Source organism: Acinetobacter sp. ANC 4218, from assembly GCF_002135245.1.
Classification (GTDB): Bacteria; Pseudomonadota; Gammaproteobacteria; order Pseudomonadales; family Moraxellaceae; genus Acinetobacter.
Window position 1 is genome coordinate 165198 of sequence record NZ_NEGD01000004.1, and the last position, 19639, is coordinate 184836.

Here is a 19639-nt window from a genome sequence, read left to right on the forward strand (position 1 = left end):
AACCGATCAACTTATTTTACGTAAGTTAACCAGTGTGCATATTTAGGATCTTTACCCTGAACTGCATCAAAGAACGCTTTCTGGATTTTTGTCGTAATTGGACCACGACAGCCTTCACCAATCACACGATCATCATATTCACGGATTGGAGTCACTTCAGCTGCAGTACCGGTGAAGAATGCTTCATCACCGATATAGAATTCATCACGGGTAATACGACGTTCAACCACTTCAATGCCCAAGTCTTTGGCAATGGTAATGATCGTTTGACGGGTAATACCATCTAAAGCACCGCCAGCGATATCCGGTGTATGCAATGCACCATCTTTTACCAAGAATACGTTTTCGCCAGAACCCTGACATACATAACCTTGCGGATCCATCAACATCGCTTCGTCATAACCCGAATGTGCCACTTCCTGATGGGCAAGAATAGACAAGGTATAGTTACCTGAAGCCTTTGCCTTACACATGGTCACGTTTGGATGGTGATGGGTAAATGATGAAGTTTTTACGCGAATACCTTTCGCCATCGCTTCTTCACCCAGGTAAGCACCCCAGCCCCATGCTGCCACAGTGGCATGAATAGTATTATCCGTTGCAGCAATACCGAGTTTTTCCGAACCGATAAAGATAATTGGACGCAAATAGCATGAAGCTAATTTATTTTCGCGTACTACATCAATTTGAGCCTGCTCAAGTGCTGCCTTATCAAATGGAACCTTCATTTGATAGATTTTTGCAGAGTTAAGCAAACGCTTGGTATGATCTTGGAGACGGAAAATCGCGGTACCATTTGGTGTTTCATAAGCACGGACACCCTCAAAGACACCCATACTGTAGTGTAATGTATGAGTTAGGACGTGGATTTTCGCCTCACGCCAGTCAACCATTTGTCCATCTTGCCAGATAAAACCATCACGATCAGCCAAATTCATGGCACACACTCCAAATTTTTATACACAGTCATTTCTATCCAACGCAAAAGCTGCAGTTGGATCAATTAATCTTTGCCATAACTTGCAAACGACCTCTCGGGTATCGTACCAGTCGTCAGCTGCAACTTGCATGGATTGATTTGCAAGGGCTAAACGGTGGCTCTCGGCTCGTTCACGGAGATAAGCTTGAATCAATGCTGTCGCGTCGGCGCTGGATAAGCGATCCGTTTTTGCGGCATCCTCAAGGATTCGTACGTTGTCGGAGTAATGGGCGAGATCAGGATTCGACCCACTCCATGCTAATACCGCATACTGTGCCATAAATTCGATATCAACGATACCACCTGCATCCTGTTTTAAGTGAAAAATCCCATCTTTTTGCTGCTCTTTGGAAGAGCCTAAATGGTCTTTCATTTTTTGACGCATTTTTAACACTTCTGCTCGAACATTCGCCTCATCCCGTGGCTGGGTCAAAATGCGGCAGCGTAAATCTTCAAACTTTTCTCGCAGTGAAGCCTCACCGGCAATGGATCGGGCACGAACCAGCGCCTGATGCTCCCATACCCAAGCACTTTTTAATTGATATTGTTCAAAGGCTTTGAGGCTGGTCACAAGTAAGCCAGCCTCACCCGATGGACGTAAGCGGGTATCAATTTCATAAACGCGCCCATCTAAGGTTTGTGTGGTCATCAGCGACATGAATTTCTGTGCCACGCGTATGGCAAACTCAAAACCGCTAATCGGTTTAATACCATCGGTATCACCCTGTTCACTCATATAATGAATAAATACCAGATCCAAATCCGAGCCATAACCCAGTTCAATGCCACCTAGTTTGCCATAGCCTGCGACCGCGAATGCCATATGATCGAGTGAACAGCGCTGCCCCTCTGCATCTAAAGGATAGCCATGCTTTTTAGCAGTAATTTGATAAGCCAGATTTAGCGTAGCATTCACTGAAACTTCTGCAATATCGGTTAATGCATCGGAGACTTTCATCAATGGGCTTTCTGCCAGCACATCACTGGCAGCCACAGCCAATACATTGGATTTTTTGAATAACCGTAATACGCGCATCTGATCTTCAACCTGATCAATCTCGATACGTAACAGTTGCTGGCGCAGAGAATCTTCCAGATCCTGACGTTTCGGCAATTCAAAATCCATTGATAAAAATTCGTCCAGCAGTACTGGATAATGGGTCAGTTCCTCACAAATCCATGGACTCACCGTGGCCATTTTCACCAGACGCTGTAGCGCACCCTTACTTTCAATCAACATTACCAGATACACGGTACGACGCAGGACCGATTCGACCAAAGGCATCAAACGTAACAGTGCCACTTGCGGTTTATCAGACTGCAAAATCGCTTCAATCAGGTGTGGCCAAAACGTCTTTAAACGCTGTACGGCTTTGGCTGGCAATTTTTTCAGCGCATGCCCATTCCAGAATTCATGCACCAGATTTTTGGCATCTTCATCCAGCACTTCATTCAGCTGTTTCTCTAATTGAGTAAAGCTTTCAATTAACGGATCAGGTTCTTTTTCCTTAATCAAATGCTCAAACTGGTAGATGACCTTGGCGCGTTTTTGATTCAGCACCTCTAAAAATTGCTCCCAACTGTCAAAACCCAGCGTTTCAATCATGCGATTTCTTAGATCAGGTTCAGTGGGCAAGGACTGAGTCTGCTGGTCATTGAGTGCCTGAATGGCATGTTCAATCCGGCGCAGGAACAAATAGGCATCTTCCAGTTCAAGTACGGCATTTTGTTCAAGAAGTCCCACTTCCCCCAAATGATGCAGGCTGACCAGACACTGGCGATCCTGTAATTCAAGTTTTGAGCCACCATAAATCAATTGAAACACTTGAACGATGAATTCGACTTCACGAATCCCCCCGGCTCCAAGCTTGATATCATCTTCTATATTACGGCGTTGTACTTCGCGTTCAATCATCGCCTTCATTTCACGCATCGCTTCAAAGGCGGTGTAATCGACATATTTACGAAACACAAAAGGACGGGTCATCTCCAATAATTCATCACCTTCTGTTCCACCGGTGACTATGCGGGCTTTAATCCAAGCATAGCGCTCCCACTCACGGCCATGCTGGCTTAAATATTTTTCCAGGGCCACATGGCTAATTGCCAAAGCTGAACCATCCCCCCAGGGACGCAGGCGCATATCGACACGGAACACAAAACCGTCTGCGGTAATATGATCAAGCAGATAAATCAGCTTTTGCCCCCACAAAATACAAAACTGCTGTACATCAATACATTTGCGACCATTGGTTTCGCCCTGTTCATCAAAAGCAAAAATAAGATCAATATCACTTGAAAGGTTAAGCTCTTGTGCCCCGAGCTTGCCCATGGCGACCACGATTAAATCCTGCACCTCACCACCGTAGCCGATAGGCTCACCATGCTTGACCACCAATGGAGCACGGGCAAAATCTTTAGCCGCGCAAATAGCAGCATCGGCAAAATCGGAAAGCTCGCGTGTCAGGGTTATCACATCCGTCAACCGGTTGGCGTCCTGCCAAATCCAGCGGAACATCAAGCGCGCACGAAGCACACGAATGGCATGCATCCAGGTGCTTTCATCTGTAATCTGCTCTAGCGTGTCATGAACAATGTTCTGGATTTGAATGGTGGTTAAAGGAAGGAGAAATTGATCAATTGCATAATCTTGTTCTAATAGAGCGCTGTGTTTTCCCAACACCTGTTCTGCATATTGGCTCGCACGCAATGTGTTGTGCAATTGTTCCGCATTCATCTTAAAACCTTCAGCCTGATTTTTTTCTAGTTATAGCAGCTGAAAAGAAATAGTGGAAAAGAAAAATTGATTTTCTATCTTAAAGTGAAATTCACCTCCACCCGACAGTCAGGGTAGAGGTGAATTTCACAGATTTTAACCTTGTTGGTTTTGAATGTACTTTTTAATAATATCCAAAGGCGCACTACCACACGACCCTGCAAAGTAAGATCGTGACCATAAAACAGGCTTGGCATAGCTACCACGTAAATCTAAAAATTCATTCCTCATTTTTCTGCTTGTTACGGATTTTAAATTATTCACAAATTTACTGAGTTGAACTGTCGGTGGGTACTGAATAAGCATGTGAACATGATCTGCTTCACCATTACACTCTTTTAATTCTGCATCAAATTCTTTACATATCTCAGATACACACTCAATAAAATATTTATGGTGTAACTCACCTAAAATTTTCTTCCTGTACTTTGTAATAAATACCAAGTGTACGTGTAAATTAAAGGCTGAATTGCGGTTTTTATATATTTCTGTCATTGATCGGGTGTTTATTTGGTGATAGTGTTATACATATATTACTACATGCACACTCATTGACGAAAATCAACAAAGCATACAAATTTAGGCTTGAGCCTAATGCGGAACAGGAGCTTGTTTAAAACAAGTTGCTTGGCTCTGCACGTTTTGTTTGGAATCAGGTTTTAGCCATTTCATTTGAAATGCTTGCCAAGAATGAACGCATCACCAAGGATAACTTGGTTAAGAAAATACCAGATCTCAGAAAAAAACCTGAATGTGCTTTTTTAGAACAGAGCTCAAATGGCGTTTCACTTCAACAAAAAGTTCGTGATCTTGGTGATGCTTGGGCTAGGTTTTTCAACCCAAAAGAACAAGCCAAATTAAAGCAAAAACCATTTAAAGCCAAAAAACCAAGATTCTTTAAGTTGACCGATGATACTGAGCTTCAACTTAGACCGCTTATGCCGCGATTCAAAAAGAAATCTGATGGTTATGATTCAATTCGTATTGTTCAATTTGATAGATATTGTTGGGTCAAAGGTAATCAAGTTAAGTTACCCAATGATATTGGTGTTGTGAAATTCAGAAAATCACAAGATATTCTTGGCACAATCAAAAATGTCACAATCTCAAAGCATGTTGGTAAGTGGTACATATCTTTTGGTGTTGAAAGCACAGTAGAAGCACCAATCCATCCATCAAAATCAGCGATTGGCATTGATTTAGGCGTTAAAAAGTTACTTACAACATCCAATGGTGATGTATTTAAACCAATCAATAGTTTTAAAGCCAATCAAGTCAAGTTGGCTAGACTTCAACGCAAGTTGAGAAAGAAAACCAAATTTAGTCAAAATTGGAAAAAACTTAATCTAAAGATCAATAAATTACACCATCATATTGCCAATATTCGACATGACTACTTGCATAAAGTCACGACAACGCTCAGCAAAAACCACGCAATGATTGTCGTTGAGGACTTAAAAGTAGCCAATATGTCGAAGTCAGCAAAAGGTACAATCAAGAACAAAGGAAAGAATGTAAAAGCCAAGTCAGGCTTGAACAAGTCAATCCTAGATCAAGGTTGGTCAATGCTTGTCGATATGTTGGATTACAAGCAACAATGGCGAGGTGGTTTACTCGTTAAAGTTGATCCTAGATATACAAGTCAGACTTGTAGCTCATGTGGTCACGTTGCAAAAGAAAACAGGCTCACTCAGGCAAACTTTAATTGTGTCGAGTGTGGCTTTAGCGAGAATGCGGATATTAATGCTTCTCGTAACATTTTGGCGGTAGGACATACCGTTTTGTCTGTGGAGGGTGGATACGGTAAAGGTCACCCTGTGAAGCAGAAAGCAAGTGAAATCCGTGAGGAAGTCACCTAAGAGCTTTTGCTTTTAGAATCCCTGAGAAACGAGTTTCGCAAGGAGCTAGTCGAAAGTGGAGGGAGTATGTCAAACTTTTACTTTTTCAATTTTAGGCTGTTCCTGGGCTAAAGCCTGATGGGCACTGGTAGCTGCCGGTAAAATCACGTTAAATGTCGTGCCTTCACCTTCTGTAGAATCTACAAAAATTTGCCCATGGTTCAAATCAATAAAACGCTTACACAAGACCAGGCCCAGACCGGTACCTTTTTCTCCTGCAGTCCCTTTAATACTGACCGTAACCGACTGCTGGAACAGCTGATCCATTTGCGCCCGACTCATCCCCAGACCGGTATCCCGTACATAAATATGCACCCCTGTTTCGGACTCATTTGCATGAATGATGACGCGCCCCGTACCATCGGTCGGGGTGAATTTCAAAGCATTCGAAACTAGGTTCTGTATCACTGAAGTAATCATGTTGATATCGGCATAGACCTTGATGCCTTCCTCAATCTGGTCAATTAACTGAATATTTTTCTTTACCGCCAAACTATGTAATACGTCACAAACAATCTTGCTTGACTGTTTTAATTCAAAATTAATGGGATGATAAATGAAACGTCCGCCTTCAGCCATTGCCCAGTTCAGCAGGCTTTCCAGCAGGTTATAAGTCGATTGTGCCGTATCATACAAATATTCAGCAATATTCTGTATACTGGATTCATCCAGTGTTTCACGCTCTTGCGCCAGCACTTCTGAAAAGCCGAGCAAACCATGAAATGGGGCTCTCAGGTCATGGGCAATAATCTGGAAAAACTTGGTTTTACTGAAATTGAGCGCCGCTTGCTGCTCATACATTTCCTTCAGTTCAGCATGATCTGCCTTCAGTTCAATCATATGGATCAGACTGTTGGTCAAGTCACTGACATTTATAATACTTTCAGGATGAAACGGTTTTTTCTGCTGATCAAAAAAAAGCGCCTGACCAATTGAAGTACCGTTACTTAAACGCAAATCAAAAGCCAGATAACGCTTAGCCTCTACGCCGAATTGACTCATATGCTGCACCAGATTCGGATATTGGCTATGCTGATGATCAATGAAATTACGCCCTTCAAAATAATGGCTTAAACCGGTTTCATCAGGCGAGCAAAAAGCCTTAAAACCATGATTGGAGGAATACCAGATATAAGGCTCATGATGAAAAGCCAGTACCGCCTGTTCAGCACCAAGCATGTTGCGGGAAAACCTTAAAAAACGCTCAAGCTGATTCGTTGCTGTAAAAACGCCTAACAATAGTGAGATTTTACATGCACTAAGCTGCTCAGTTTCCGAGCCTATTTCAAGCAACTGCATTTTCATATTTGATTCATCCAATCACTATTATTTGTTGTTTTAAAGAAATAATTATCATGTTTCATCTTATTAACAAAGTTTCATATCGAAGACAATGAATAAAGACAAACAGTGACAATTTATACCCAATATTGACTCTAGTTTTCACCTTGTCATTAAAAGCAGACCGCAATTCTATTCAAACAATAAAAAACCAATCTATTATTAATTACTTATATTGTTTGAATATATATCCCGAGGGTCGGACTCGAAGCGAAAATCTAAAGCTATCCTTAGTCAACATTTGACTACAATAGCATGGTTTCCAGTTTTCATCGGGACAGTCAGATGATAAGTGTTTAGCTCATCATTCAATTGTTCAGGTATACTCTATGTTACAGAAATCATATACAGCAAATTGCCATATTTCTTGCACAACAATTAAAAAATCATCTTTTTAGCCTTGCTGTTTTTTGAGTCTCCCTCTCAACGTTTTTCCTGTCTCTCTAGGACTGTCCTGTTCAAATACTGCTGCTCAGAATAGCTATTCATTTATTTAACTTCTTCTTTTACATCAGATCTGCAACCCATTTTCGATGACAGTAATGATCATGATTGTTGCCAGCACACTTTTCAGCGCAGTCATGAATAACAATAGTAAATGCTTATCTCCCCCAAATAATTGTCCAATCAATCTAAGAAAAATTTGCCTCTTCTTCCCTGCTAGATAATTTATTTCCATGATACCCAACATGTCCTAAGTAATTAGTTTATAAATCGGCAAAAAATCACCCGCCGGTTTTTTTTTATGCAGGAGGTATTCATACAAATAAGTTATTGATAATAATAAATTATATAACTTATTAAGCAAGATTCTCTACTTATATGACCAAATACAGGGAATTGCCACATGAGAGACTGGAAGCCTCACCCCGATTCGAAAAATAACTAAATTTCACGTAGAATAGAGGGATTGGTGAACAACACTGATGTATACAAATTTTCAGCCAAAGACCAATATGCAAGATATTGCTGTTCGGCTGAGGTGCAAATAAGCGCCAATACTTTTAATGTTTTATTTAAGCAAACCGGTTCGCAGAACTGAGCCAAAAGCTCGGTACTGACAAACTCAATCTAAAGCAAGGGGCTATATATGGCTGGTGGAAAGTCAAAAATCATTTACACATTGACCGACGAGGCGCCACTATTGGCGACCTACTCCCTGCTGCCGATCATTGAAACCTTTACCAAGCCAGCTGGTGTAGAGATTGTTAAAAAAGACATCTCTGTAGCCGTACGTGTGCTTGCAGAATTTGCGGACTTCCTCAGCGATGAGCAGAAAGTACCGAATACCCTGGCAGAGCTTGGCAATCTCACACAAGACCCAGACACTAATATCATTAAACTCCCAAATATTAGTGCGTCAGTTGGCCAGTTGATAGCTTGTATCAAGGAACTTCAATCGAAAGGCTACGCTCTTCCTGACTATCCGGAAAACCCGGTGACTGAGGAAGAAAAAGCAATTAAAACACGTTACAGCAAATGCCTCGGTTCTGCTGTAAACCCGGTTCTGCGTGAAGGTAACTCTGACCGTCGCGCGCCGACTGCTGTAAAAAATTATGCGAAAAAACACCCGCACTCAATGAGCGAGTGGAAACAATGGTCACAAACTCACGTTTCACACATGGATGAAGGCGACTTCTACCACGGTGAAAAATCAATGACACTTGACCGTGCACGCAATGTAAAAATGGAACTCATCACCAAGTCTGGTGAAAGCATTGTTCTCAAGCCGAAACTTGCTTTGCTTGATGGTGAAATCATTGACTCAATGTTCATGAGCAAGAAAGCGCTTTGCGATTTCTATGAAAAAGAACTTGAAGATTGCCGTGAAGCAGGCATTTTGTTCTCTTTACACGTTAAAGCAACCATGATGAAAGTTTCACACCCGATCGTATTCGGTCACTGTGTGAAAATTTACTACAAAGATGCATTTGAAAAACACGGTAAACTGTTCGACGAATTAGGCATTAACGTAAACAACGGTATGGCTAATCTTTACGAAAAGATTGAAACCCTACCAGAGTCACAGCGTGACGAAATCATCCGTGACCTGCACGCGTGTCAAGAACACCGCCCAGCACTGGCGATGGTTGATTCAGCTAAAGGCATCACCAACTTCCACTCTCCTAACGACATCATCGTAGATGCTTCTATGCCTGCAATGATCCGTGCCGGTGGTAAAATGTGGGGTGCTGATGGTAAACAGTATGATGCTAAAGCAGTCATGCCTGAATCTACATTCGCACGTATTTACCAGGAAATGATCAATTTCTGTAAATGGAATGGTAACTTCGACCCACGTACCATGGGTACTGTGCCAAACGTTGGTTTGATGGCACAAAAAGCTGAAGAATACGGTTCACACGACAAAACATTCGAAATTCCTGAAGCAGGTATCGCAAACATCACTGACCTTGAAACAGGTGAAGTGTTGATGTCACAAAACGTGGAAGAAGGCGATATCTGGCGTATGTGTCAGGTGAAAGATGCTCCGATCCGTGACTGGGTGAAACTTGCAGTAACTCGTGCACGTAACTCTGGCATGCCTGCGATCTTCTGGCTTGACCCGTACCGTCCACATGAAAATGAACTGATCAAGAAAGTACAAAAATACTTGAAAGATCACGACACAACTGGTTTAGACATTCACATCATGTCTCAAGTTCGTGCAATGCGTTACACACTTGAACGTGTTGCTCGCGGTCTGGATACCATTTCTGTAACAGGTAACATTCTTCGTGACTACCTGACTGACTTGTTCCCAATTATGGAATTGGGTACTTCTGCGAAAATGTTGTCTATCGTGCCGTTAATGGCCGGTGGCGGCATGTACGAAACTGGTGCTGGCGGTTCTGCACCTAAACACGTACAGCAGTTGGTAGAAGAAAACCACTTACGTTGGGACTCTCTTGGTGAATTCCTTGCTCTGGCAGTTTCTCTAGAAGAAATGGGCATTAAAGAAGACAACGCTCGTGCGAAACTTCTTGCGAAGACACTTGATGCTGCGACTGGTAAATTGCTTGACAATGACAAATCTCCATCACGTCGTACTGGCGAGCTAGATAACCGTGGTAGTCACTTCTACCTGGCTAAATTCTGGGCTGAAGAGCTTGCTACACAAGACGAAGATGCTGAACTTAAAGCGAAGTTTGCTCCTCTTGCGAAAGCACTTGCTGAAAACGAAGACAAGATTGTTGCTGAACTTGCAGAAGTACAAGGTAAAGCTGTAGACATCGGTGGTTACTACGCTCTTAATCAAGAGAAAGTAAATGCAGTAATGCGTCCAAGTGCTACATTTAATGCTGCACTTGCTTCAATCTAAGCTTTTCCAGAACTGACGAAAGTTAGTGATGTAAAAAACCGGCGTCTAGGCGCCGGTTTTTTGTCATTAAACATATCTAAAATATCTTAAAATAATTTATTAAAATCAACATCATAATCTAATTCTTTAATTTCTCTTGCCAACTGAACTTCCCAACCATTATCAGACATATAGACCATTCCACTAATATCACCCGGGAGCTCAATATTGTGATCAACAACTAGTGGAATAACTCTTCCTCGACCTAATTTCCCTATTAAAAGGCCGTGTTCGAATACTACATTTTGACGAGCACGTGGTCTAATGCAAGCCTGATTAGCCACTGCTTCACCCACATCATCAGGAGTATATAAGACGATTCCAAATCCTACGTCAGTGAACTTTTCCAATTTTTCGATAATAGTTTTCCCACCATTAGGTTGTTCATGCAAAATAATGGCTTCAAATCCTATTTTTTCTAGAAAACGTGCTGTCTCAAGCTTTTTGGCATCATCATGACCATGAACAATAAATGCTTTTTTCAATAGTTCATTAGAATTTTTACCCGACTTGCTCACTTTTATTTTATGTTTATTGGAAGCAGGAGATATAACTTCATTATTATTAATATCCATAATAAGAGAATCAATAAAGGAAATTGAGGGTTTATACTCGTCCTCCATGAACTGCTGAATAGGGTCATGATAACCAACCATAACCATAGGGTGAAGTTTTGAATGCAATTTACCAGTATAAGCAGGAAAATGTTCTTCTAAAATTTTTTGTATTGCTCTTTCCCATGCCTTAAATCTCTCTCTTCCATACTCCCTGCCTTTTTCTACATACGCACCATATACTTCTTCATTAAGCCGATCCTTAAGAGCATTTAACTCTCCAATCAATTGTTCTTTATTCATATACCCTCCTAAATATTTAATATTATTTGATAATAAATTGAAAAATACTCATCAATTGACATAGCTATCAACAAAAAATCTATATTTTTTTTCATCAGGCAATAAAAAACCCCAAGACTTAATATGCTTGGGGTTCTTCAAAATCTTGGTCCCGAGGGTCGGACTCGAACCGACACGTCATCTCTGACAGCGGATTTTGAGTCCGCCGCGTCTACCAATTTCACCACCTCGGGAAAGGTGTTGCAAGCTGATCAGCTTGTGGTGGCTATATTACTCTCAAACTTGGAATTGTCAATTATCTAAATTAACCGATCGCTCAATTTTAAATCAAAATCAAAAACTTTGTTTTAAAAAACATCAGATAGCATCTGTTTTGTGCATTTCCAGCCTATAATGCGGATGTTTTTCTTATTTCAATACATTGAAGATGCAACTTTCTGACTTTAACTTTGATCTCCCTGACGAGCTGATCGCCCGTTACCCGCTTGAAACCCGTAGTGCTTCACGCCTTTTGCATCTTGATGCTCAAGGTCAATATCATGACCATCAATTTACAGATATTCTCGATTTACTGAATGAAGGTGATTTGCTGGTTTTAAATGATACCAAGGTCATGAAAGCACGTCTGAAAGGTAAACGTGCCACTGGGGGTGCGGTTGAAGTTTTGGTGGAACGCATGCTGGACAAGTTCATTGCGCATTGCCATATTAAAGCCAGTAACTCGCCAAAAGAAGGCGCAGAACTGTTCATTGGTCCAGATGAAGTAAAAGTCACAGTCAAAGGTCGTCATGAAAATCTGTTCATTGTCGAGTTTTCTCAGCCCATTTTAAATGTTCTAGATTTATATGGTGCGTTGCCAATTCCGCCTTATTTCAACCGTGAAGCAGAATCAATTGATACCGAGCGTTATCAGACCGTTTTTAATGACCCAACTAAACTGGCCAGTGTTGCGGCCCCGACTGCCAGCCTGCATTTTGACGAAGCCCTGTTAAAAAAACTTGAAGAAAAAGGCATCCAGAAAACCTTTGTGACCTTGCATGTCGGTGCAGGAACCTTCCTTCCGGTACGGACCAACGATATTGAAAACCATATCATGCACAGTGAATGGTGTGATGTGTCTGATGAATCTATGGCGCTGATCAAAGCAACCAAAGCGCGTGGCAATAAAGTCATTGCTGTCGGTACAACTGCAACCCGTGCCACTGAAAGTGCTGCACAGGCCAATGGCGGTGAATTAAAAGGCTGGACGGGTGATACCCAAATCTTCATTTACCCGGGTTACGAGTTTAAAGTGGTTGATCGTCTGATTACCAACTTCCATCTTCCTGAATCAACATTATTGATGCTGGTTTCGGCATTGTCGAATCGTGATAATATTTTAGCTGCCTATCATCATGCTGTAGAAGCCAAATACCGTTTCTTCAGTTATGGCGATGCCATGCTGGTTGATAAAATCACACCTTAATTATTGTTGATAATAAGAAGTACGCCATGCCGCTAGATGCTGTTAAATATTCGATTCATATTCGACGTAAAAAAAATGAACGGGTTTTTAATAATATTGCGCGGCTTTGGGAGATTGCCCGCCAGGCTCAGACGCATCAGGATATTTTAGATGCCCTGCATCCCTGGAATGCCCCAATCGTGCTCAAATTTGAAAATGTTCTCCCGCTGCTTCTGGCAGTAGCAGGACTGTTTTTTATCATGCTGATTTTTATCCATCCCGGTAATATCTGGATTCAGCTCAGCCTGATCAGCGGTTTTTTTATGATTTTCTGGGCTTATATTAGTTATGAAGAAAGCAAGCCCATTGATGAAGTCATCGAATATCTGGAACAGCAAAGTATTGCTAAAAAATACAATCTTGCCTTCCAGCAACAGCCGCAACATTTTTCTGTTCCCCTGCAACCGGTTTTATTTATTGCCCATTTAAAGCGTTTATTTCCGGTCTTTAATCAGGGCAGCATTTCCAATGACTTTCCTTATTACGCCAGCACCCAATGGACCGATGATGAAGGCAAACAGCATCAGGTGATGGTGTTTCAATACCATTATGTCAATGAAATCCGGATTCGTAATAAAGAGGGCAATGAAGTACAGGTGAGTGAAGTACACAAAGATTTATGGGGTGTATTTGTTTTTGATGTGGAAGTACACGGTGTGGCAGTCACTACGGCCAACAAGGAGTTTTATTATCCTTACAGTTTTCCGTGGCATACCAGTGATATTCAAGTCAACCAGAAACTGAATATTTTTGGTAGCGATGAAATGCAGATGGCAAAACTGCTCATGCCTGCATTTGTGTTGAGGCTCGATGAATTTTTTGCCCAGCGTCAAGGCGATTTAATTTTCCATCCCGACAGCCATATCTTATGTTTTTTAGGAACGGCCGATTTATTTCACATTTCAAGCCGGGCAAAAAATATTCACGATATTTCTGCATTACGTGGACACTTGCGTACTTTTAAACTACCGTATCTGGAAAGTTTACAGCGTGATTTAACGCAGTTTTTAAAATAACAATCTTGTAAATATTTGGGGACAAATAAATGGGGCTATTGATTTTTTTATTGTTGATTATTGCCGTGATTGTAGCCTGTATCATGATTCGCAATAATATTGTGCGTCATCACAATGCTTCTATTCGTTCCTGGTCAGATGTGGCAACTTATGAGCGTCAGAAGATTAAAGTTCTGGATGGCTTGCAACCTTTGGTTGAACAATATTCCAATTTTGAACAAGGCACTTTGGAAAAAGTGACCGAACTGCGGCAGAATATTTTAAATCTCAATTTAAACAATGCCGATGTTGCCCAGTTGCAACGTGTTGAAAGCCTGAACAAGGAATTGATGCAGAGTCTCAATGTCGTGGTAGAGAACTATCCTGAGCTGAAAGCCAATGAAATTTATCTAAAAATGATGAATGAAATTGAAGAGCAGAATGAAAATGTCGGGGCAGCCATTACCATTTTTAATCGCAATGTTGAACTGTTTAATAACAATATTCAGATTTTTCCCAATAACATCGTCAATACCCTGTCACTCGGTAAAAAAGCCATTCGCCCCTTCCGCGATCTGGCAGCTACACAGAGTTTTGACTATCGACCGAATTTTTAAGTCGTTAATCTTAGAATAAATGAAAACATCAGCATGCAGAAAAACATCATTTCTACATGCCCATCCGCAAGGCAAGCAGAGCCACTCTTTTAGCTTATTTTCTTCGGCAAAAAAGAATCGCGTTAAAATTCGACAACACTGGCGTTTATGTGCGTAATCAAGGAAAATAGCGGACTTTTGGCGGCGAACTGTTTTTTCGCTCTTGCACTGCAACCAAAGCAGTGCTTTGCTCTCGTCCAGGATATTTTATGAAGTTTGAAAAATTAGGTCAGTCGGGCCGTGCCCGTCGTGGTCGTTTAACGCTGGAACACGGCGTGGTGGAAACACCGGTGTTCATGCCTGTCGGTACCTACGGTACAGTCAAAGGCATGCTCCCACGTGATGTAGAAGATATTAAAGCCCAGATTATTTTAGGTAACACCTTCCATCTCTATTTACGTCCCGGCCTGGACGTGATTCGTGAACATGGCGGTTTGCACGAGTTCATGAAATGGAACAAACCGATTTTAACCGATTCAGGCGGCTTCCAGGTTTTTAGCCTCGGTGCCATGCGTAAGATTAAAGAAGAAGGTGTAACCTTCCGTTCGCCAATTGATGGTTCCAAAGTCTTTTTATCACCTGAAATTTCAATGGATATTCAACATACCTTGAATTCAGACATCGTGATGATTTTTGACGAATGTACGCCTTATCCGGCGACCCGTGAAGAAGCACAAAAATCTTTGCAGCTTTCACTGCGCTGGGCAAAACGCTGTAAAACCCACCACCATGATGTATTAAAAAATAAAAATGCCCTGTTCGGTATTATTCAGGGCGGTATGTATGAAGACCTGCGTGATGAATCACTGGCAGGCTTAAAAGAAATCGACTTTGATGGCTTTGCCATTGGCGGTCTTTCTGTCGGTGAACCGAAAGAAGAAATGATCAAGATTCTGGATCATCTTCCACCGAAAATGCCGGAAAACAAGCCACGTTACCTGATGGGTGTCGGTAAACCGGAAGACATTGTAGAAGGCATCCGCCGTGGTGTGGATATGTTTGACTGTGTCATGCCAACTCGTAATGCACGTAATGGTCATTATTTTGTGACAGACGGTCTGGTGCGAATTCGTAATGCCAAATATCGTCATGACCAAAGTCCACTCGATCCAGACTGTGACTGCTATACCTGCCAAAACTTCACCCGTGCTTATCTGTTCCATCTGGAAAAATGCGGTGAAATGCTGGGTTCCATGCTGGGTACTATTCATAACCTGCGTTATTACCAAAGGTTTACACAAGACATCCGTGATGCGTTAGATAATGGTACTTTTGATGAATATGTACAGGATTTTTATGCGCGTCGTGGTCTAGAAGTCCCACCTTGTCCTGAAGATTAATCTTTCAGTATTTGCGCTGAAGAAAAAGACAAGGTAAATTGCTGAACAAGTTATCTTATTTATCATCATATTGTTGATATACATTTTTTAGTTTAGGAAATTGAAATGAGCCTTTTTATTTCTACTGCTCACGCAGCAGGTGAAGCTGCACAACAACCAAGTTTGGTAACCAACCTTTTGATGATTGCGGTATTTGTCGCAATTTTCTATTTCCTGATCTGGCGTCCTCAAGCGAAACGCGCGAAAGAACACCGTACCCTGGTTGAAAGTCTGGGTGTAGGTAGCGAAGTAGTTTTTGCAGGCGGCCTGATGGGCAAAATCACTAAAATTGAAGGCGATTTTGCAGTGGTTGAACTCAGCCGTGGCGTAGAAGTAAAAATTCAGCGCGCAAGTGTGATTTCAGTTCTTCCTGAAGGCACATTAAATAATCTCTAATCAAAATTAGTCGTGCCCTAGCACGACTTTTTCATTTTAAGAAGAAAACAGATGCGTTACCCAGCATGGAAATATCTGCTGATCCTTGTGGTTTTGGTGATCAGCTCATTATACGCGCTGCCTAGTTTGTACCCCGATGAACCTGCTGTTCAAATTTCCGGTGCTAAAGCCGGCACCCAAATTGACCAGAGCATCGTACAAAAAGCAGAGCAATTATTACAAAGTGAAAAAATTTCAAGCCATGACAACAGCTTTAGCAATAATGCTGCCCTTTTACGCCTCGACTCCTCTGAAGCACAGTTAAAAGCCAAAGAAGTATTGCGTCGCGGATTGGGGGATAATTATGTTGTTGCCTTGAACCTTGCCCCAACCACACCGGAATGGCTGCAAAAAATTGGTGCCAAACCAATGAAACTGGGTCTGGATTTACGTGGTGGTGTGCACTTCCTGCTTGAAGTGGATATGGACAAGGCCATCAGTCAGCGTATGGAAACATCGGCGACTGATCTGCGTCGTCAATTGCGTGACAACAAGCTAAAATTCAACAGCCTGTCGTTGAATAACAACACCATTACCGTTCAGTTTGCCAATAATGGCGACCGTGAAGCGGTGATGGATTTCTTGCGTCGTAATGGCAATGAATTCAACCAGCAAGCAATTGCCTCTGAGTCCGGTTCAACTTTACGTCTGAACTATACCGACGTGCGCAAGCAGGAAATTCAGTCGTATGCCGTTAACCAGAACTTAACCACTTTACGTAACCGTATTAACGAGTTAGGTGTAGCGGAAGCATTGGTTCAAACTCAAGGCAGCAACCGTATTGTGGTTGAACTTCCGGGTGTTCAGGACACTGCTGAAGCGAAACGCGTCTTGGGCCGTACAGCCAACCTGGAATTCCGTCTGGTTTCCGATTTGAATGACCAGTACATTGATCCGTATACCGGCAAGCCTACAGGAGCTTTACCTCCGGGTACTGAAGCTTTTGCTTATGAATCGTTGGATAGTGGTCGTGAATTATTATTGAACCGTAACCGCATTCTGACCGGTGAACGTGTACAAAACGCATCTAGCGGCTTTAGCCAGGATACTGGCGGTGCTGAAGTAAACATTACCCTGGATAGTGCTGGCGGTAAGCTGATGGCAGATGCCACCCGTAATGCAGTTGGTAAACGCATGGCGGTATTGTTCATCGAGAATAAGCAGAAAATCAGCTATGTTCCAGATCCTGTGACGGGTGCACAAACTGAAGTCCGTACGCCTTATGCAGAGTCTGTGATTATCAATGCTGCAACCATTCAGGCGGTGTTAGGGTCTCAATTCCGTATTACCGGTCTGGATTCACCACAGGAAGCGGCTGAACTTGCCTTGATGCTTCGTGCCGGTGCACTTGCAGCGCCGATGTACTTCGTTGAAGAACGTGTGGTTGGTCCGAGCCTAGGTCAGGAAAATATTGACAAAGGTGTATTATCGACTCAAATCGGTTTCCTTCTGGTCGCGATCTGGATGGTGGTGTTCTTCCGTCTGTTCGGTGTAATTGCCAACTTTGCACTGGTGTTTAACCTGGCTATGATCCTGACCGTCATGTCATGGATTGGCGCTTCCCTCACCCTTCCGGGTATTGCCGGTATCGTAATTACCATTGGTATGGCGGTCGATGCCAACGTACTGATCTGTGAGCGAATACGGGAAGAAATGAAATGGGGGGCCTCGCCCAAACAGGCGATTGTCGCCGGTTATGATCGGGCCTATAACACCATTTTTGACTCGAACTTAACCACCTTCCTGGTTGCGTTCATTCTGTTTGCCATTGGTACAGGTCCGATTAAGGGCTTCGCGGTGACCTTAATGATCGGTATTGTCTGCTCGATGTTTACAGCCATTACTGTGACCCGTGCCATCGTACAGCTTATTTATGGCAAAAAACGTAACTTGAAAAAGTTGAGCATTTAGGAGATCGAAGATGACTGATATGACTCAACCGAAAAAGAAATACGGTCGCCCGGATGATGAGCGCATCATTGACTTTATGAAGATTGCCAAACCTGCGGCAATCATCTCTATTCTTTTAACTTTAGCCAGTATTTTCTTTATTGCCACCAAAGGTCTAAACCTCGGTCTGGACTTTACTGGCGGTGTATCTGCCGAGCTGAACTATAAACAACCGGCCAATCAGGTCGAAGTTATTCAAGCTTTGAACCAGGCAGGCTTTAAGGATGCTGTGGTACAAACCCTCGGCAGTAACAAAGACCTCTTGGTTCGTATGCCTGTTCAGAACATTGAAGTAGAAGATCTGAATAACGCCATCACCAAAGCGGCACAATTACCGAATAACCCTGCTGAGGTCCACAAAGTGGATTCTGTCGGTGGACAGGTCGGTAACGAGCTGTATATTCGTTCGGCAGGTGCCGTAGCCTTGGCGTTGCTGCTCATGCTGGTTTACGTGACCATTCGTTTTGAATTCAAGCTGGCGGTAGGTGCGGTGCTTTCGTTATTCCATGACATCATTGTCACCATTGGTATTTTTGCCATGATGCAATGGCCGTTTGATTTAACCGTACTGGCAGCTATTCTTGCGCTATTAGGTTTCTCGTTAAACGATAACATTGTGGTATCCGACCGTATTCGTGAAAATTTCCGCAAGATTCGCGGTGCCTCGCCAGTTGAAATCGTCAATATCGCGTTGACTGAAACTTTACGTCGGACCATCCACACCTCCATGACCTTATTGCTGGTCGTTGTCGCGATGATGTTCCTGGGCGGTGAAGGTCTGCACTGGTTCTCGATTGCGATGTTTATTGGTGTATTTGTGGGTACCTATTCTTCAATTTATATTGGTACTGCATTTGCATTATGGCGTGGCCTGAACCGTCAGGACTTTATTGTACAGGTGAAACCTGAATTTGATGAGGAACAGGAAATTCCAAAGTAATTTCTGTGCTTTCTTTAAATTCGATAAAAAAGCCCATCATGTGATGGGCTTTTTTATGCAGGTCAAAAATATAAAATTCTGTACGAGATCTGAAATTTTATCAGTGTAAATGCACAAGCTTATAGTTTTGCAAGATCCCCTTTTAAGGCTACACCGGCAACTGCAGTTCCTTTGGCACATTGATAAGTGGTGGTACTGCGGGTTTCATTGGACTTATAGAAACTCACGATATTGGTCACAGCGTTGGCCCCTTTGGCTTTTGCCGTGTTCTGAAATTGAATCAAGGCTGAACGCAAAACATGATCACATGAACTTTCAGCAGACTTGGCAAAACCATTGGTTTTTTTATTGCTCACCAAACCTTTTTGAATGACTTTTCCACCCGCACGTGTACCCGCCAAGTAAAACTTAACCGAACCGTCCAGTGTACCGTCAGCAACTGCGCGACTCACCGCTTCCTGGAAGTTGAAGTCATGCATTTGATCTGCAGCTTGAGCTGAAACGATTCCACCCAAACACAATGCAGCTGTAAGTGTTAATTTCTTCATCAACATAATGTACCCTCTAG

The 19639-nt window shown here is 42.4% G+C and carries 14 protein-coding genes, 1 tRNA gene and 1 pseudogene; 9 read left to right on the forward strand and 7 right to left on the reverse strand.

All coding sequences use genetic code 11. The features are described from left to right. Positions 1–11: 11 nt before the first annotated feature. The 3 genes from B9T38_RS05500 to tnpA form a co-directional block, all read right to left on the reverse strand. Complete coding sequence (locus tag B9T38_RS05500; RefSeq protein WP_086195827.1) at positions 12–938, reverse strand: branched-chain amino acid transaminase; 927 nt, start codon at positions 936–938, stop codon at positions 12–14. An 18-nt stretch (positions 939–956) separates the two neighbouring features. Then, positions 957–3716 carry a bifunctional [glutamate--ammonia ligase]-adenylyl-L-tyrosine phosphorylase/[glutamate--ammonia-ligase] adenylyltransferase gene (gene glnE, locus B9T38_RS05505; RefSeq protein ID WP_086195828.1) on the reverse strand — a complete coding sequence of 920 codons (2760 nt, stop codon included), beginning with the start codon at positions 3714–3716 and terminating at the stop codon, positions 957–959. Between the two features lie 135 nt (positions 3717–3851). Next, positions 3852–4250: an IS200/IS605 family transposase gene (gene tnpA / locus B9T38_RS05510; RefSeq protein WP_086195829.1), complete on the reverse strand. Its 399-nt coding sequence runs from the start codon at positions 4248–4250 to the stop codon at positions 3852–3854. A gap of 56 nt (positions 4251–4306) precedes the next feature. Here tnpA and B9T38_RS05515 point away from each other — a divergent pair. Further along, positions 4307–5614, forward strand: a pseudogene (locus B9T38_RS05515) (RNA-guided endonuclease InsQ/TnpB family protein). A 69-nt stretch (positions 5615–5683) separates the two neighbouring features. Here the strand turns inward: B9T38_RS05515 and B9T38_RS05520 are convergent. Next, positions 5684–6958 carry a sensor histidine kinase gene (locus B9T38_RS05520; RefSeq protein ID WP_086195830.1) on the reverse strand — a complete coding sequence of 425 codons (1275 nt, stop codon included), beginning with the start codon at positions 6956–6958 and terminating at the stop codon, positions 5684–5686. Positions 6959–8084: 1126 nt separating this feature from the next. Between B9T38_RS05520 and B9T38_RS05525 the strand changes: the two genes are divergently transcribed. Continuing rightward, positions 8085–10316, forward strand: coding sequence for an NADP-dependent isocitrate dehydrogenase (locus B9T38_RS05525; RefSeq protein ID WP_086195831.1), 2232 nt, complete (start codon positions 8085–8087; stop codon positions 10314–10316). An 86-nt stretch (positions 10317–10402) separates the two neighbouring features. Here the strand turns inward: B9T38_RS05525 and B9T38_RS05530 are convergent, their stop codons facing one another. Together B9T38_RS05530 and B9T38_RS05535 are read right to left on the reverse strand one after the other, a co-directional pair. Further along, positions 10403–11212 (reverse strand): TIR domain-containing protein, encoded by an 810-nt coding sequence (locus B9T38_RS05530; protein WP_086195832.1) that lies wholly within the window; start codon positions 11210–11212, stop codon positions 10403–10405. 146 nt (positions 11213–11358) lie between these two features. Then, a tRNA-Leu gene (locus B9T38_RS05535) sits at positions 11359–11445 on the reverse strand. Between the two features lie 194 nt (positions 11446–11639). Between B9T38_RS05535 and queA the strand changes: the two genes are divergently transcribed. The 7 genes from queA to secF all read left to right on the forward strand — a co-directional run bounded on the left by queA (position 11640) and on the right by secF (position 19071). Then, entirely contained in the window at positions 11640–12677 is a 1038-nt protein-coding gene (queA, locus tag B9T38_RS05540; protein ID WP_086195833.1) for a tRNA preQ1(34) S-adenosylmethionine ribosyltransferase-isomerase QueA, read from the forward strand. A gap of 26 nt (positions 12678–12703) precedes the next feature. Continuing rightward, a complete protein-coding gene (locus B9T38_RS05545; RefSeq protein ID WP_086195834.1) occupies positions 12704–13732 on the forward strand; it encodes a hypothetical protein in 1029 nt (342 codons plus the stop codon). Between the two features lie 29 nt (positions 13733–13761). Then, positions 13762–14328, forward strand: a complete 567-nt coding sequence (locus tag B9T38_RS05550; RefSeq protein WP_086195835.1) for a LemA family protein — start codon at positions 13762–13764, stop codon at positions 14326–14328. A 248-nt stretch (positions 14329–14576) separates the two neighbouring features. Further along, entirely contained in the window at positions 14577–15707 is a 1131-nt protein-coding gene (tgt, locus tag B9T38_RS05555; protein WP_086195836.1) for a tRNA guanosine(34) transglycosylase Tgt, read from the forward strand. 105 nt (positions 15708–15812) lie between these two features. Continuing rightward, positions 15813–16142: a preprotein translocase subunit YajC gene (gene yajC / locus B9T38_RS05560; protein ID WP_086195837.1), complete on the forward strand. Its 330-nt coding sequence runs from the start codon at positions 15813–15815 to the stop codon at positions 16140–16142. A gap of 51 nt (positions 16143–16193) precedes the next feature. Continuing rightward, entirely contained in the window at positions 16194–18092 is a 1899-nt protein-coding gene (gene secD / locus B9T38_RS05565) for a protein translocase subunit SecD (protein WP_086195838.1), read from the forward strand. 10 nt (positions 18093–18102) lie between these two features. Then, on the forward strand, positions 18103–19071 hold the full coding sequence (gene secF / locus B9T38_RS05570; RefSeq protein WP_086195839.1) for a protein translocase subunit SecF: 969 nt from the start codon (positions 18103–18105) through the stop codon (positions 19069–19071). Between the two features lie 119 nt (positions 19072–19190). On the opposite strand, the gene B9T38_RS05575 is transcribed toward secF, so the two are convergent. Continuing rightward, entirely contained in the window at positions 19191–19625 is a 435-nt protein-coding gene (locus tag B9T38_RS05575) for an excinuclease (protein WP_143222663.1), read from the reverse strand. Positions 19626–19639: the final 14 nt, after the last annotated feature.